Genomic DNA, 15,642 nt, shown 5'->3' on the forward strand with positions numbered 1-15,642 from the left:
CGACAGTGCTCACCGGCCGGCGGCTCGGTAATCAGCCTCCCGCTCGAGAACCAAGATCCCCGTCAAGGACACGCTGATCGACTCCCATTAGGCGGCGTGGTCGCTGAGCGTGGCCCACAGGACGTTGATGCGTCGGCGGGCCAGGGCGGAGACGGCCAGGGTGGGGTTTTGCCTTTGGTCCTGTTGCGGTCGTAGTGAGTCCGGGAGCGGAGTCGGCGCCGATTGGCCTGACCCCGGCTGTTCGAGCCGGAGATCTGTACCCGTGTCGTAGGTCCAGGGCTGTGAGAGTTGAGGGCAGAGTGATCATCAGGAGGTGACACGCCCCGTATGTATCCGGCGACGGCGCGACGTATCGGCGAGCACGAAGGCATCGAAGTGGGGTCGTCTTGGTTGCCCGCCGAGCCGTAGCGGCTACGCAGGTTTTCAGCAGGTTCTGGCTGAACACCACTACGGAACCCTTGAGCTACATGGTGATGGCGAGTGCGCACAAGACGACCGCGGGTAGATCTCGACAGAACAGCGAAACCCTCTGCACTTCACCGACTCACCGCATCTCGCTGACTGACGGCGATTTTGGCGTCCAGCGTTCCGATTGTGGCGGCGCTCCGCTGCGCGCAAGCTACTGCCTTCGCTGACGCTTCCGGCCCGAGAAACTCGCGAACTCGTCTGCGGCCGCTCCACGGTCGGTCGCTGGAGGACTTCCGTGCTCGGACCATCGCGCTGTCGCGTCTCTTGCCGACCGGGATATTCGGTCCCACAGGGAAAATACGGCGCGGCGACCACTCTCCGAACGACCCTGCCGATCGGACGAGAACGTAGCCGACAACGTCCCGCTCGATTCGCATTCGTCGCCCGCGTGCGCGAACGCGGTGTCCCGTCCGAACATGCCCCCATACGAGATCGGTGCGCCGAACACTCACTGGCGCAATGTGACTGACGCGAAGTTGATCCAGCGGCTGGTATAGTCGGATGGGTGTCGGCTTCAGCTGCTGTGCGCGTCGTAGCTTCCGCAATGACAACGTTTTTGGTTCTGAGCGGTTGCGGGGGTGAGCCGTCACGAGGCGACTCGGCGCGAGCCGATTCGTCCTGGCCGCCGAACGCTGGGCGCGGGTCATGTGCGGTCAGCAAACAGTCGGATGTGCCAGCGACGATGCGCGACGGCACGATCCTGCGGGCTGACGTCTATCGGCCGCAGATATCCGACTCGGTGCCGGTCATCTTGATGCGGACACAATACGGCAAGTCGGCCGCCCAAGTGCAGCCCGCTCGTTACCAAACACCAGACTGGTTTGCATCGCACTGCTATCTCGTTGTGGTTCAGGATGTTCGGGGCCAAGGTTCATCCGACGGCACCTTTAGCGAGTTCACTCACGATCGCGATGACGGATACGATTCGGTGGAGTGGGCTGCCACGCTGCGTGGTTCAGATGGAAGAGTCGGCATGTATGGCTCGTCATATGTGGGCGCAACGCAGTGGTTGGCGGCGACGGCCGCTCCACCGCACTTAGCGGCAATCGTCCCGGCCAATACTGCCTCCGACTATTACGACGGCTGGACATACGAAGGCGGTGAGTTTCGATTGGCCTTCGTGGAGCCCTGGGCGATCGAAACGATCGCCACCACCGCGGCGGCCAATCGCAAGGACGGCGCGGCGGCGCAGCAGCTCAAGGCTGCGGCCGCTGATCCGACGCGTTGGATCAATTTTCGCCCGTTCGATCAGTTGCCGCCGCTGCGACCTGACAGTCCCGCCGTCGCGCCGTGGTATTTCGACTGGATTCGGCATTCGGCCCGCGATGACTACTGGACGCAGGTGAGCATCAGGGAATGGTACGAATCGGTGAAAGTCCCGGTGTTGGATATCGAGGGTTGGTACGATGCTTTCCTCGCCGGAGGCACTGAGAACTTCGCCGGGATGGTCAGCAGAGGCGCCACGCCGGAAGCGCGCAGCAACCAGCGCCTCGTGATCGGACCGTGGGACCACATCAACTGGGGCCGGCGGAATTCCCAACCCGCTCCGCTGCTGAAATCGATCGGAGTGCAGGCCGACAGCCCGATCAACGAGTTGATGGTTGGCTGGTTCGATCATTTCCTCAAAGACGTAGACAACGGCGTTGCAGGCCAACCTCGAGTGGACTATTTCCTGATGGGCGCAAACGTTTGGAAGTCGGCTGGCAATTGGCCTCTGCCCCAAACCCATTGGACCAAGTACTATCTGTCGGGTAACGGCCAGATGCCGGACCGCGCAGGGGTACTCGGCGGCACGCCACCAGGCGTGGAGCAGCCGGATACCTTTGTCTACCAACCCGATTATCCTGCGCCGAGCCTCGGCGGGCACTCGTGCTGCTCCGCGCAGGCCGGCCCACAGGGCCCCTACGATCAGACACCGGTCGAACAACGTTCTGATGTGTTGATGTACACCACCGCCCCGTTGCCAACTGACACCGAAGTGACCGGGCCTGTATCGGTGAATCTCTGGGCGCAATCGTCTGTTCCGGATACCGATTTCACGGCAAAGCTGGACGTCGTGCGACCAGACGGAGAAGTGCTGAACCTCAACAACGGCATCATCCGGGCGGCATTTCGGGACTCACTGTCCACGCCACAGGCCATTGTCCCCGGCCAGCCGTATGACTACCGGATCAGCATCTGGCCGACGAGTTACCTTTTCGCCGCGGGAGACGAGATTCGTCTCGAAATCTCAAGCAGTGACTACCCTCAGTTCGCACCCAACCCCAACACCGGCGTACCGTTTGGCCGAGGCAACGCTGTGCAGCCAGCAACCCAAACCATCCTGCACGACACGGCGCATCCCTCAAGTGTGGAACTGCCGGTGATCCCCACAGGCGACGCCGGCACGGATCAATTCCCGATGCCCGCGAAAGCCAGCAGGTGAAGTTCACGAAGCCGCGCTCGCCGGCGGCCAGGTCGATCGACAAGCCCCCGACATCCGCTCGATCAGTCGGGCGCTGGCCACCCGCGCAGCACACTCGTCGGAATCTCATCCTCGCGCACCCGCTGCAGACGAGTCTGTTTGCCGGGCCGTGTAACTCGCGCTGACTGCGTTCTGTCGTGGAACTATGTCCATCCCGCAACGATCGGATCCGACAGCGGACTCTTAGCCTTGGTCTAGCCCCGGTCTAGCCCAAGGCTTAGCCGAGGTCCTCGACGGCGAGCAAACCGGTGGCGGAGCGCCACGAACGCGTCAACGGAGGCTGCCAGTCGCCAAATCCGTTGTCACAAACGCCAACCGGGAGGGGCCTTCTAGATCGCTCTCGTTTGTCGTGACACGGTTGTTGGCCAATCGCAGCCGTGCCAGCGTGTCGCCGAACTGTTGTAGCGCGCCGCGGGAGGCCGCCGATTCGAGCCGATCCGCCAGCTCGGCTTCGAAGATTCGGGCCGCGGTGTTGAGCAGGCGCCGGCCCCCAGGAGGGAGCTCGATGATCGACGAACGCCCGTCGTGGGAGTTGGGGCGGCGCCGGCAATGTCCGCGGGCTTCGATCCGATCGACGAGCTTGCTTGTCCCCCAACGGTGATGACCAGTTCCTGGGCGATGTCGTTGATCCGGCAAGCCCCCCGGCGGGCGATCACCTGCATCGATAGGCCAGATGTCTGCGCCGAATCGGGCGGAGTCGATCCAGGCGCGACACCTCCGCGGGCTCGAAACCGCGGGTGTCTCCCGGATCAGGATCCGGGGGACGGCAGTCATGTCTGGGGTGGCTGCATCGCTGGTGTCTCGCAAAGTCTCGCGGACGACGTCGACCCGCCCATACCCCGTCGCATGGGTCTCACCCGTCTGCAGCCACTGTTGACGTGTTGACCGGTCCGGTCTCGGGAACTGCAGGCGTGCGGGCGGAGTCCAGCCGCCCACGGTAGGCTAGTGCGGCCGACGAGAAAGGACGACCGTGACCGCTCACGATCTTGCCGAACTGTGGGAGGCGCACTGCCGCTTCGAGTTCGAGACGCGCGATGTGGACGCCACCATGGCCACCATGGTGGCCGAACCGTACGTCAACCACGTGCCGACGATGACCGGTGGCGTCGGCTTCGAGAACCTACGCGACTTCTATGCCAACCACTTCATCGGCGTGAACCCGCCCGACCTCGAACTCGTGCCCGTCAGCCGGACGGTAGGGCACAGCTCGTTGGTGGACGAGTTCGTGGTCCGCTTCACGCATACGACTCGAATGGACTATATGCTGCCGGGAATCGAGCCCACGGGGCGCGCAGTGGAGATCGCCTCCGTGGCCGTCATTCAGTTCGAGGGAGACAAGCTGGTTCACGAGCACATCTACTGGGATCAGGCCAGCGTGCTCGTCCAACTCGGCCTGCTCGACGCCGGTCGGCTTCCGATCGCCGGGGTCGAGACCGCCCGCAAGGTCCTCGACGCCTCTCTGCCCAGCAACACCCTCATGGCGAACCACTGACACCCGCTTCGCCTTGCGCCACATCGTCCCCACCGAAGCCAACGCCTCGAGCACGGCGGCGAAGTACTGGCGACCCCCAACAGGGCCCCCGAGCATCTTGACGATGAAGGTTTCGGCGGCGGCCAAGCGGCGGTCGGTGGTGCCTGTGAGCGGAAGGCAATGCTGGATGCTCCCGCAATTGCGCGACACTTCCACCGACGTACGAGGGGCGATCTCGCTTTGACCCGCAGTCGTGGATGTCGTCGCGCTCGTCAGCGAGCCTAACCCGCAACGACATCGCCGCTCGGCCGCCGGCTGTCCACCCACAGGCCAAAGCCACCCCACGCAGGTACGGCAGAACGCCATCGGACCCTGGCAGAATTTCTGCACGAGCACCCCCTCGACGACTCTTAAGCTCAGGGCATGACTGCTCGTCGCGACGGCGTCGACGACAAGTTCGACGAGATGCGCCGCGCGTGGATCGCCGCCCATCAGGGGTGGTCGACCATCCAGCGCCGGCGCGCCGAAGTCCTGGGCCGCAGCGTCCGGGGACGTCAGCGGGCGGTGGCCACCCCCCGCTGACCGACCCGCATGACGACACGGTGATCCCGCCGCTGTGGCTGCGCATGGCGAAGTCCGCCGCCGTCCACGTGGAATTGCTCGTCGTGACGGCGTCTGTAGTGGTCGCCCCGCTGGGGTGGCTGGGTGGCCGGATGCTGAAACACGCTCTGGTTTCGGCTGGTCTCTGGACGTTGCGGGCGTACCCGATCGCGGCGCTGTTGTGGGCAGGCGGTCTGCTCGGCGGTGTCGTCCTTGTGTTCTACGATCCCGCGCCAACCTTGGGTCAGGTCGTGCTCATGCCTTGGCTGTGTGTGCAGGTGGCGGCGGTTCCCGCCTCGCAGGGGTGTACGGCATCGCCGAGGGATGGCTGGCGGTGCCGCGACCCGCGCCATCCCCTGGGGCGTGACCAACCGCATGGCCAGCATCAACATTGAGTTGCAGGGCACACGCAATCCCGGCGAGCACCTGGTCCGACGCCTGACGCTCTCTGCCTTGCTCGAGCCGCAGGTAGTACTCCGCACTGATGCAGGCAGCACCGCCACTTCCTCGGGGCGAAGTCCGCGGACGCGCCGACGGTCTCCCACGTACAGACCCGCGTCCGTAGGTCGCACGAGATCGCGCCGGGTGCGAAGAAACACGCCCAACGCATTCGGATTCTGTTCCACCACCGCAACGTAGTTCCGAAATTGCAACAGAGGGTAGGAGCACTGCTCCTATGAGTGAGTCCCGCCGGTGAGACTCGACTGAAGGGACGCGAGCTTTGCGGCGTATTCGGTCCCCGGCTCGGCGTGATAGACGAGCAAATGTTGTCCATCAGAGTCGGGCATGTCAAACCTACTGCGCCACAAATGAAATTCTCCCACTACGGGGTGCCTCATGTGGTTGGGGCCTGCCGATGTCAGGATCCCGTCCGGGATATCCCGTGTGCCAGGTTGCTCAGACCGGTCTCTCCAGCGTGCCAGCTAGTGCAGGTGTGCCTCAACGACCATGATGCACCGACGATCACCAGCGTCATCAACGGTCGGCGGCGCCCTCTATTTTTCCGCGCCGCCAATGCTCACCGGCTCCCACTCTGCGATCTCGGCCAACTGCTTAGTCAACGCACTGCGTATCCCCTGTACCGCGTCGCGGCCGACCGCCAGACGCAGGGGAGGTTTGGGATGTGTGGCAGCCGTCATCACAGCGTCCACTACCAGCGTCGGATCACCCAAGGCGCTTTCGGGCAGAGCCAAGAGCTCGGACAGGAAGGTTCCGACCGTGTTCGCGTACAGCTTGTTCGGCTCGACCATCGGCACAGATGCCCTGAACTCTGTACGAAATATTCCTGGCTGTATCGTTGTCACACTGACGCCGAGTGGCTCCAGCTCCACTGCAAGCGCAGCGGAAATCGCTTCCACCGCAGCCTTGGTGGCCGAATACAGCGCGGCTCCCGGCCACACCACCTGGCCGAGGTACGACGAGATTTGGATGACTCTGCCGTGGGATGCCTGCAACGCGGGTAAGGCGGCCTGCAGAATAGTGAGTCCTGCGAAGAAGTTCGTCTCGAATATGCTCCTTGCCGCTGCGTCATCCGTCTGCTCAACCGGAGCCATCAACCCGTATCCGGCGTTGTTCACCAAAACGTTTAAGCCGTCTGCGTGATCCACGGCGGACTTGACGATCTGGCCTGCCTCCTTGTCGGTGATATCGAGCACCACGGGAGTGATCCGTCCAGGTGCCTTCGCCGCCAAGTCGCCCAGTGGGCCCGATCGCCGTGCCACCGCGATGACGTGATCTCCGGCCGATGCGACTCGTTCGGCAAGCAATCGGCCGAATCCCGAGGACGCTCCTGTGATAAGCCAAGTCCTTGACATCGTCATCCTTTCCTGTAGGCGTTACCGCGTCGCACGAAGAAGCCGAAACATGCTGCTGCTTCAAGGGCCGCGCGACCATGGCTGTGTTCCTTTTCGGGTCACGACAAGCGGTGCAGCGGCACGCCTCCACTCGTCCTGACTATGGTTGCGGCAGTGCCGGATCCGAGCCAGGCCGCAGTTGTACTAGGAGTCGCAGGGCCCCCATTTTCAGCATCCGCCGTCCCTGAATTGCGCGGCGTTCATGCAGATCCGCTGTTGTTACCGACACCACACCCGGGGGTTCGCCATCGACGCCGCATCTGTGCTCGACGACTTGGCACGGCGTCTCGGGCCAGCGAGTCTGTGTCGTCATGTCGCGGATCCCAGTTTGACAGGGCGCTTGAGCCACCCCCCGGAGATGATGGCCTCGGTCCTTCGGACAGCTTGCTGGCTGCCCGCGGTGAAACGGATAGCGCTGCAGGAGCTTGGAGAAGACGATCTCGCCTTCCACGCGCGCGAGCGGAGCGCCCAGGCAGAAGTGGATGCCGTGGATGAAAGCGAGGTGCGGGTTGGCGCCCTTGCACGCAGAACAACTGCCGGGGCTTAAGAATCAGGCCGATTTTCGACCGGATTATCCGGACCGCGGGCACCCTATGGATCCACGGGGACCACCGCAACTTGATTCGTCGATCGCTGGTGATGTTCTGCGAGACCGGCTTGGTGAGCGACGCCGTTGGGTCCCATCCGCAATACGACGTATACGCCGATCAGTTCCTCGATCACGCCAGCAACAATCTCTACAATGCCCACTACGACCGGCCAGCCTGCCTTTCGCTTCTCGGCGATGCCGCAGTACTGACCGTTCTCAACGCGGTGCCCTGGGCTCTACGCCGAAGAGCTAACCGCATGCGGCGCCGACGTGATCGGCTTTGACCAGAGCCCAAGGATGGCTGAGCTATCCCAGCAACGAGTTTCCTCAGGACGTTTCGCCCTCACGATCACGCCAATCCCCTTGACTGGCTGCTCCGACCGCGTCACCAATCGTGGTGGTTGAGCCAGGCGAGGATGCGATCGGCGGTCTCGCGCCAGCGGGGTTCGAGAACGATGTTGTGGGAACGGCCGGCCAAAAACAGATAGTCAGATCCGAAGTGCGCAGCGCTTCGTCGCACTGCTTCGGCTAGCACGACGACGTCGTGCTCCGCCGCGACCATCAGCGAGGGTCCACCGATGCGGATGCGGTCCACACTGGTTTCTGCCAAGGTCGCTTGCTTCATCGCCGTCGGCGACTCCCTGGTCAACAGAGCGTGGTAACACCGGGCGTCCTCCTCGGTGCAACCACCCAAGAACACGTCCCGGGCGAGGTCGAAGGGCGGTGGCTCCACGGGTGCGTCGAGGTCGAAGTGGATCTGCGCATCGATGACACCTACTTCGGCGCAGATCGAGGGAGCCAGTAGCACCTGGGCCAAAGTCGCATGCTGTTCGGCGTATTTCTGGACGACCGTTGCGCCCATGCTGTGGGCGATCATGACGGGGGTCTGTCCGACGTGAGCGACGACGATCTCGAGTTCTTCCACAGTGTCGGCCTGCGTGCGCGCGGCGAACGCGCGGTCAGGCAAATCGCGAGATCCGGTGTGGCCGAACCAACTGAATGAGTAACAGTGCCTACCGGTCGCGGCGAAATAAGGCAGCCACCTGTCCCAGACCCAGCTACCGTGCGCACCGCCGTGGACGAACACGATGGGGGCACCTGTGGGCTGCGCCGGGGATGCGGCGTGCTCGATATATACGCCGTCGAACGTGCCGGATTGCGTTGCCGTCAAGGCACTAGAGTCCTCTCATGCACACTGTCTCAGTTAAGGATTGCGATTTCAGGCAATCAAACGATGGCGGCCGAGCGGACTCGAAGAGGATGGCTTGGGCCGACATTTGTGCTGTGTCGAAGTACAACCTATGTGATAGCAACCGAGCCGCGCCATGCGGCTGACGGTCGACGCGAACGTCAGCTAAAGCCAGCGGTCACCGGCTGCTTTGATTCCTTCCCACGTTGGACCGACGCAATGGCAGCAATCTTGCACGCCGTGTCCAGCAGGATTGCTACTGCCAGAAAGTGCCGATGCCCGGCTTCGGTAGCGGCGCGTAACGCTCCCGAAGCCTACCCTGAGCGGTGAATCTTGTCCTCAACGAAAGCGGGAAACGCTGTGGCGCTCAGCGAAATTGCTTCGAGCTACGACTTCATCATCTGTGGATCCCGGCTCTTCGGGTTCAGCGGTGGCGCGACGCCTCGCCGAAAACCCCGACGTCAGCGTCCTGTTACTGGAGGCCGGCGGTTCTGACGACGTGCCGACGGTCATGGACCCCGCGCAATGGCCACTCAACCTGGGCAGCGAGCGGGACTGGGGCTTCCTGGCCCAGCAACCAATCCCCTGCCGGGGGAGGAGCGCTGTCTGGCGGTGGCCGGGGAAGCGGGTGACGCGGCTGTCCAGATAGCGCTCGAGGACTTCGACCAGCGCCGCTTCGATCGGGACCCGGCGATCTTTGCCGCCCTTGCCGTGCACGTGGATGACAGCACCGTCGTCGCCGCGGCTGCGAGTCTGTCTTAGCTTAGCGGGCTTGGGCCGGCCGACTAGCGGAATCGGGTTGGCCACGATCAGCTCTGAGGTGTACAGGAAGGTGCACAGGACGTTCCACGTCGACCAGCACCGTTGAATCGTTGCGGCATCATGGGTTTCGGCGTATCGCGCGAGCGCCTTGCGCATGGAGTCGGTCGTGATGTCACTCAACGATATTGCCGACGCGTCGCTGGTGTCGGCGCCGGTGATCAGGGTGGCGATCGTGTCGAAGTCCTGGCGGTAGGCCTTCATGGAGTGCGGCGACGGTTTACGGGTGCCGCGGTCGGCCAAGAAGGCAGCGAACCACTCTGGTCGAGAAACCGCGGCGGAGTCGGTCTTCTCACCGGCGTCCACCGTGCGGTCGGTGTTTCGTGATAACCGCAGTCATCCATGAACCGGCAAGTCGCGTCGCCCATACGCGCCGGTTCGACGTATTTTTGACTGTCTTGGACGCGGCGCCTAGAAGGGCCAATGTGGCGGCGGCGACGGGGTGGATCGATACCGTGGAATCCTGGCGCTCCCAACCCCAACCACCGGCGTCACTGATCGGTCTCTCCGCGCCCCTAGCACCGCATACGTCAGCGGCGATTGCTCTCGGTGCGACAACAAGCCGGAATTCATACGCGTCTCAAAGAGGCCGCACCCCTTGGCCATGTCTCGCGCGGTTGGCGCCGGCCAGCGTTGGTTGCGATCCAGTCGATCGCCGCTGCCACATCGGAATCAGCCCAGACTTTCTCGATGTGCACCGACTCACCTTGCATCCAGCAGGCATGCACGGAGACTTCGAGGCCGTGAGACATGTCCACACCGAACGCATCTGGGCGGGCGAAGTTGTCGGTCCGATGCCGAACAGAGCCAGGACTACCAAACCGTCGAGACCGTGTTGGCCCGCTACGGACACGCCATCGTCGCCGGATGGTTGACCCGTCGCACGATTGAGGCCAGATGCCGGGAGAAGAGGCTCCGTCATGTTCCGAGTCTCGAAGAGGTCGATCTGGGCATCAGCGACGTCGATGAGATCGCCGACGAGACGGTGGCTGAGGCACTGTCCTACTTCCGCGATCGTGTCCTGATCCCCAGCAAGTGGAACCCTCGCCGGGGAGCGTCGCTGCGGACATTCTTCGTCGGCCAGTGTCTGATCCGGTTCGTCGCTGTTATGAATCGTTGGCTCACCGAGCAAGGCCGCGACGTCCTCGGAGATGACACCGCTATTCGCGCGCACTCGCAGGCGGCGCTTACCGATGTTGAGAAACGACGTTATACACACTGGGGGCAGAACGTGCCCTACAACAGGTGACCCGAGAGGATGCCCGAGTCGCGCTGACAATGCAGTCGGGTGGATACAGCGTGCGGGAGATCGCCGCAAGACTGGGCAGGACCGAGAAGGCGGTGGAAAACATGATCGCCCACGCCAAGAAACAAATTCGCCACAAGATTGCAGGAAAGGGGGGCGGCCCAGCACTACTGAGACGCCAGCGGCGGCATCGAAGGCCAATTTGGCCCCGTGCGATGGCAGCTTCGTCTCGCCGAGTACCGCATGCTCAGCGGTGACCGCGGCGGCGCCGCAACGTTGCTCAACGAGATCCAGGCCGCCACCGCCGCACGCGGCCAGTACGCCAACAACGTCTGGGCCAGAATCCACTTGGCGGAGCTAGAAGCGGGTGCACGGCTGTCACAAGACTTCCCCGGCGTTGTTCGACGAAGCCGTAAGCGCGACGATGACGCGAGCATGCCGCTACATCATCGCTGGCGGCCAACACGTCAGATGACGAAACATGGTGGACCTCAACCACCTAAGCGGCACCAGCCATCCAAAACGTTCAGTGTCCGTTCAACCAGACAGGAAGCAAGCCATATGACGATCACCACAATCGAAGAGGCGTCCTCGACGTTGGCTGCCTACATCCCGCAAACACCGATGAAGGAGAACTACGCCCTCGACCGGATGCAATCCGTGGTGCAGTGCCTAGGCAACCCCCAAGAGGCGTACCCGAGCATCCACGTCGCAGGCACGTCCGGAAAGACGTCAGTGGCCTACTTCGTGACCGGGCTGTTGCAAGAGGCGGGTTTCAGGACAGGACTGACGATCTCGCCGTTCGTAGAGTCCATCACCGAGCGGGTGCAGATCGGCGGCCCAGTGCCGGAGCAGATGTTCGTCGACTACCTCAACGACTTCCTCCCACGCGTGCGAGCCAGTGGTCTGCAGCCCAGCTACTTCGAGATGCTCGTGGCGTTCGCGTTCGACGTGTTCCGTGCGGAGAACGTCGATTACGCGGTCATAGAAACCGGTCTAGGTGGCCTGCTCGACGGCACGAACGTGATTTCGCGTCCGGACAAGATCGCCGTGATCACCGACATCGGACTCGATCACACCGAAATCCTCGGGGAGACAGTCGAAGATATCGCCGCGCAAAAGGCTGGCATCGTCCAGCCGGGAAACATGGTGATCATCCAGGGCGGACAGGACCCGGCTGTGCTGTCGGTGCTACGGAGTACCGCGCAGGCGCGCCGCGCTTCGCAGATCGTTGTGACCAGCGATCCGCACACCGGCACGAGGTCGCGCGACGACGTGCCACTGTTTCAGCACCGCAACTGGAGCCTGGCGCAAGCAGTGGTCAACCACGTCGCCGCACGAGACGGGTTGCCGCAGATCGACCGCGACCGCCCTCCGCCGATCGCTTTCATGCCCCCGGGGCGGATGGAGGTGCTCGTGCTCAACGAGCAGTACGTCATTCTCGATGGTGCGCACAATCCGCAGAAACTCTCGGCGCTTGCCGAGTCGTTGGCCGGTCTCGGTGTCAAGCAGATACCCGTGCTGGCCGCCCTGGGCCGGTCCACCGAGGCGAAGGTGTCGTCGTGCCTGGATGTCATCGCCACCTTCGCGTCGACCTTGGTGATCACCGACTTCTCCGCGAAGCAAGATCTCGGGCGCCTATCATGGCCGGCAGACGAGCTAATCGACATTGCCCGCCAACGAGACATCGAGAACGTCTCGGCGCAGTCAGACAGCCACCGCGCCCTCCAATGGCTACTCAACCGCGGCGAATCCAGCTTGCTCATTACGGGCTCTTTGTACCTTGTCGCTGAATTGCGCGGTGCGTTGCTGGCGCGCGGAGCCCTGAAGTCGACGCTGGGCGCCACGCGGTCCGCACCGTAACCGTCGCCACACTCAGCAATGATTGCATCACGCTCGTGCTCCGCGCCGTTGACGCCTTGGCCAAGCTTCTCGTTGCGACCCACGTCGTGGGAATCCGGTAGTCGAACTCACCCGGATGCGCGGGCGGCGCTGGTTCAGCCCGTCGCCGACGGCCCTCGTCGCGCGCCGACCACGATGCAGCAAGCCATCCGCAGTGCCGCTCAAGACGCGGTCGTAGGTGTCTCACAACTCGTCCAGGATGCGGGTTCGCCGCTACGCGTACTCGTCTGGGGTTCTGACTCGCGTCGCCCCGGCAGGCCTTCCACGCGCGTGTGGCAAAGCGCGTTGTGAACGCTCGCACACTCGAGACGATGTCCTTGAGCGGACCCGTAGCCGCGAAGAGTACCGCGACTGCGCTGAGGGCCATACCCAAGTCCTTCGTCTCGACCGGCGGTGTGTCCATGGTGTCAGCCAAGCCCGCCACCATGGGTGAAAGCGACGGTGCCCCTGCGTGCCGACACGAATGCCGGCGTCGGCGGCTGCAGCCATGTCGATCGACGTGTTCAACGATCCAGGTGGGGCGAACGTCGCAGCGTGGGAGTCCGTCGATGATGCCGGGCAGCAATGGTGTTCGCTCCCGCGTCAACGAGCACGACATCGAACGGCGACAGCCGGGCCAGGTCGTCGGGACGGAGACGTGGTCGATGCCCACTGTGGCCTCGCCCGTGCTGTCATCGTTTCCTCGATCAGACCGGGGCGCCGCGAGGGAGCAAGCCAACCCAAAGTACATAGATAATGACGAATACCCATGACGATGCATGTGAGTGAATCCCCTTGGGACAGAAGTAATTCGGTGATCAGACCTAGTCCCGCAGCCGGCGGTGGTGTACCAGAAGACTATTCAGATTTGTCACGTGCCGCTGCCGCACGAACGCCGTCGTGCATGGTGACGTCAAGCCGACGAACGTCGTCTTGCGCGGCGGCGACGTCATGCGGCCGGTACTGGTGGACTTCGGTCTCTCGTTCAACAACGCCGAAGAGGACGACGGGACCCGTGTGGGGGAGGAGGTCGGGAGCCGCTTCCTTCGCCTGCCCGAGCACGCGACCGGTGGCCGTGGCGACGCGAGCGATGTCACGCAATTAGCTGAGATACTTCTGTACTGCGTTTCCGGATGTGAGCCGCGGGTGCTGCTTGACGAAGGCAACAAGATGCCGCATCAACGCCTACCGGCGCGCGGCACATTGGAGAATGCCCTTACTCCGCGCGCGTACTTGCGTGTTTTGAGTGTCTTCGACGGAGCGCTCAGCACCACGCTGTCTAGAAGGTACGTAGAGACGCCGGAACTGATTTCGGACTTGGAGGCGGCGATGTGCAGTGACGGAGATGACCTGGAAGATTTGCTCGCTCAAGTCGACGAGTTGGCGCGAAGTCGCGGACTGATCGCACAGGTCGGAGACCGTCAGTCTCTGCAGCGATTCATGGATTCGATCAGGCAGGCCCTGGATGACTTTTCGTTCCCGCGAGGTTTCCGACGCTCACAGACTAGGTACAAAGAGTGCCTGGACGACGATGAGCCCTGGATGGAAATACGTTATTCGGTCCATGTGCTCGACAGCGTCCCGTGGGGTGGTGTAGTTCGGATCGGTGAACCATCTGATTCGTGATCAACGAGTTATGTTGTATGTTAAGCGCTTTCGAATTCGGGTGTCAACGATGACACGCTTGTCTGGGCTGCGGCTGCTCGTTCCTTGGCGGCGATGATCACCCGTAGTTCGTCCATGCTGACGTCGGAGACGTAGCGGCGGGTGACCTCCCACTCGTCGTGCGCTTCGATCACCACCGCCGTCGCCAATCGCAGGAACGCCGCCGGGTTGGGGAAGATCTGCACGACGTCGGCGCGGCGCTTGATCTCCTTGTTCAATCGTTCGATCGGGTTGTTCGACCAGATCTTCTGCCAATGCGCTTTCGGGAACGCCCGAAACGCGAGCACGTCCTCCTTGGCCTCACGCATCATCGTCGTGACTTTCGGGAATGACTTCTGCAGGGTGTCGGTGACCTGATCCCATTGCCCCCAACAGCATCGGGCTCGGTGTGCGCGAATATCGTCTTGATCGCCGCCATCACCGGAGGCACATGTTTCGACGACACCGCCGAGCCGACGTTGCGCATGAAATGCACCCGGCAACGCTGCCAGGACGCACCAGTGAACTGCTGGACCACCGCCGCCTTCAACCCGGCGTGGGCATCGCAGATCACCAGATGCACCCCGGCCAGGCCACGCGCCCGCAACCCAGCCAGGAACTCACGCCAGAAATCGAAGGACTCGCTGTCGCCGACCGCGGTCCCCAAGACTTCCCGGGTGCCCTCGATCGACACGCCGGTGGCCACGACGAGTGCGTGGGAGACCACATGCGCCCCGATCCGGACCCTGCAGTACGTCGCGTCGAGGAAGACGTAGGGAAACGTGGTGTGGGTCAACGTCCGTCCCCGGAATCTCGCGATCTCGGTATCACGGCCCGAGCAGATCTGCGAGACCCGCGACTTGGAGATCCCCGATCCCACGCCCAGCGCGGTGACGAGGTCATCGACGTTGCGGGTGGACACACCATGGACGCAGGCCTCCATGATCACCGCACGAAGGGCCTGGTCGATGCGCCGGCGGCGCTCCAGCAGACTGGGGAAGAACGAACTCGACCGCAGCTTCGGGATCGCCACCTCGACATCCCCGCTGGTGGTGGCCACAGCCTTGGGCCTGGTTCCGTTGCGGTAGTTCGTGCGTTCACCGGTGCGTTCGTAGCGGCCTGGCGCCGAGCACCTCGGCCGCCTCGGCGTCGATCAACGCCTGCAGCCCGGCGCGGATCAGTTCAGCGAACACGCTCGCTGGATCAGCGCCCTTGAGGGCATCGAGCTGGGCGATCAGGGCAGAATGGTCATGGGTCATCGCGTGGATTCCTTTTGGTCGAGTCACTTTGGTCGGTAACTCGCTCATCACTACGCGATGGCCCACCCACAGAACCGGCGCGACACGCCCGAGCTGCGGCTACGCCGCGTCCCCGAATTCACACCACGCCAAGGAACTTACCCAACCGAGCCGTTAGGA

11 protein-coding genes and 3 pseudogenes are annotated in these 15,642 nt (G+C 63.2%); 9 read left to right on the plus strand and 5 right to left on the minus strand.

Annotation, left to right across the window (positions count from 1 at the left end; all coding sequences use genetic code 11):
• Positions 1 to 1,012 precede the first annotated feature (1,012 nt).
• Positions 1,013 to 2,893 (plus strand): CocE/NonD family hydrolase, encoded by a 1,881-nt coding sequence (locus HNP02_RS37295; protein ID WP_184445790.1) that lies wholly within the window; start codon positions 1,013 to 1,015, stop codon positions 2,891 to 2,893.
• Positions 2,894 to 3,594: 701 nt separating this feature from the next.
• On the opposite strand, the pseudogene HNP02_RS43355 reads toward HNP02_RS37295, so the two are convergent.
• Positions 3,595 to 3,695: pseudogene (locus tag HNP02_RS43355) on the minus strand (DUF6480 family protein); the annotation flags it as partial.
• A gap of 207 nt (positions 3,696 to 3,902) precedes the next feature.
• Here HNP02_RS43355 and HNP02_RS37300 point away from each other — a divergent pair.
• The 3 genes from HNP02_RS37300 (at position 3,903) to HNP02_RS37310 (ending at position 5,398) form a co-directional block, all read left to right on the plus strand.
• On the plus strand, positions 3,903 to 4,424 hold the full coding sequence (locus HNP02_RS37300; RefSeq protein WP_184445691.1) for an ester cyclase: 522 nt from the start codon (positions 3,903 to 3,905) through the stop codon (positions 4,422 to 4,424).
• A 402-nt stretch (positions 4,425 to 4,826) separates the two neighbouring features.
• On the plus strand, positions 4,827 to 4,985 hold the full coding sequence (locus HNP02_RS37305) for a hypothetical protein (RefSeq protein ID WP_184445692.1): 159 nt from the start codon (positions 4,827 to 4,829) through the stop codon (positions 4,983 to 4,985).
• A gap of 20 nt (positions 4,986 to 5,005) precedes the next feature.
• Positions 5,006 to 5,398: a hypothetical protein gene (locus HNP02_RS37310; RefSeq protein ID WP_184445693.1), complete on the plus strand. Its 393-nt coding sequence runs from the start codon at positions 5,006 to 5,008 to the stop codon at positions 5,396 to 5,398.
• Between the two features lie 279 nt (positions 5,399 to 5,677).
• Here HNP02_RS37310 and HNP02_RS44220 read toward each other — a convergent pair whose 3' ends face one another.
• The 3 genes from HNP02_RS44220 to HNP02_RS37325 all read right to left on the minus strand — a co-directional run bounded on the left by HNP02_RS44220 (position 5,678) and on the right by HNP02_RS37325 (position 8,616).
• Complete coding sequence (locus HNP02_RS44220; protein ID WP_375373757.1) at positions 5,678 to 5,926, minus strand: hypothetical protein; 249 nt, start codon at positions 5,924 to 5,926, stop codon at positions 5,678 to 5,680.
• Between the two features lie 72 nt (positions 5,927 to 5,998).
• Positions 5,999 to 6,823 carry an SDR family NAD(P)-dependent oxidoreductase gene (locus tag HNP02_RS37320; protein WP_309241834.1) on the minus strand — a complete coding sequence of 275 codons (825 nt, stop codon included), beginning with the start codon at positions 6,821 to 6,823 and terminating at the stop codon, positions 5,999 to 6,001.
• A gap of 1,007 nt (positions 6,824 to 7,830) precedes the next feature.
• Complete coding sequence (locus tag HNP02_RS37325) at positions 7,831 to 8,616, minus strand: alpha/beta hydrolase (protein ID WP_184445696.1); 786 nt, start codon at positions 8,614 to 8,616, stop codon at positions 7,831 to 7,833.
• A 378-nt stretch (positions 8,617 to 8,994) separates the two neighbouring features.
• On the opposite strand from HNP02_RS37325, the pseudogene HNP02_RS42350 reads away from it, so the two are divergent.
• The 5 genes and pseudogenes from HNP02_RS42350 to HNP02_RS37350 form a co-directional block, all read left to right on the plus strand.
• Positions 8,995 to 9,235, plus strand: a pseudogene (locus HNP02_RS42350) (GMC family oxidoreductase); the annotation flags it as partial.
• Between the two features lie 1,050 nt (positions 9,236 to 10,285).
• Positions 10,286 to 10,702, plus strand: coding sequence for a hypothetical protein (locus HNP02_RS37335; RefSeq protein WP_184445697.1), 417 nt, complete (start codon positions 10,286 to 10,288; stop codon positions 10,700 to 10,702).
• Complete coding sequence (locus HNP02_RS44225) at positions 10,699 to 10,956, plus strand: sigma factor-like helix-turn-helix DNA-binding protein (RefSeq protein ID WP_184445698.1); 258 nt, start codon at positions 10,699 to 10,701, stop codon at positions 10,954 to 10,956. The genes HNP02_RS37335 and HNP02_RS44225 overlap by 4 nt, the downstream gene beginning before the upstream one ends.
• Positions 10,957 to 11,260: 304 nt before the next feature.
• Positions 11,261 to 12,562, plus strand: coding sequence for a folylpolyglutamate synthase/dihydrofolate synthase family protein (locus HNP02_RS37345; RefSeq protein WP_184445699.1), 1,302 nt, complete (start codon positions 11,261 to 11,263; stop codon positions 12,560 to 12,562).
• A gap of 918 nt (positions 12,563 to 13,480) precedes the next feature.
• Positions 13,481 to 14,206: a hypothetical protein gene (locus tag HNP02_RS37350; RefSeq protein WP_184445700.1), complete on the plus strand. Its 726-nt coding sequence runs from the start codon at positions 13,481 to 13,483 to the stop codon at positions 14,204 to 14,206.
• Positions 14,207 to 14,226: 20 nt separating this feature from the next.
• Here the strand turns inward: HNP02_RS37350 and HNP02_RS37355 are convergent.
• Positions 14,227 to 15,483 (minus strand): annotated as a pseudogene (locus HNP02_RS37355) (IS256 family transposase).
• Positions 15,484 to 15,642: the final 159 nt, after the last annotated feature.

This window comes from Mycobacterium sp. AZCC_0083, assembly GCF_014202335.1.
Taxonomy (GTDB): Bacteria; Actinomycetota; Actinomycetes; order Mycobacteriales; family Mycobacteriaceae; genus Mycobacterium.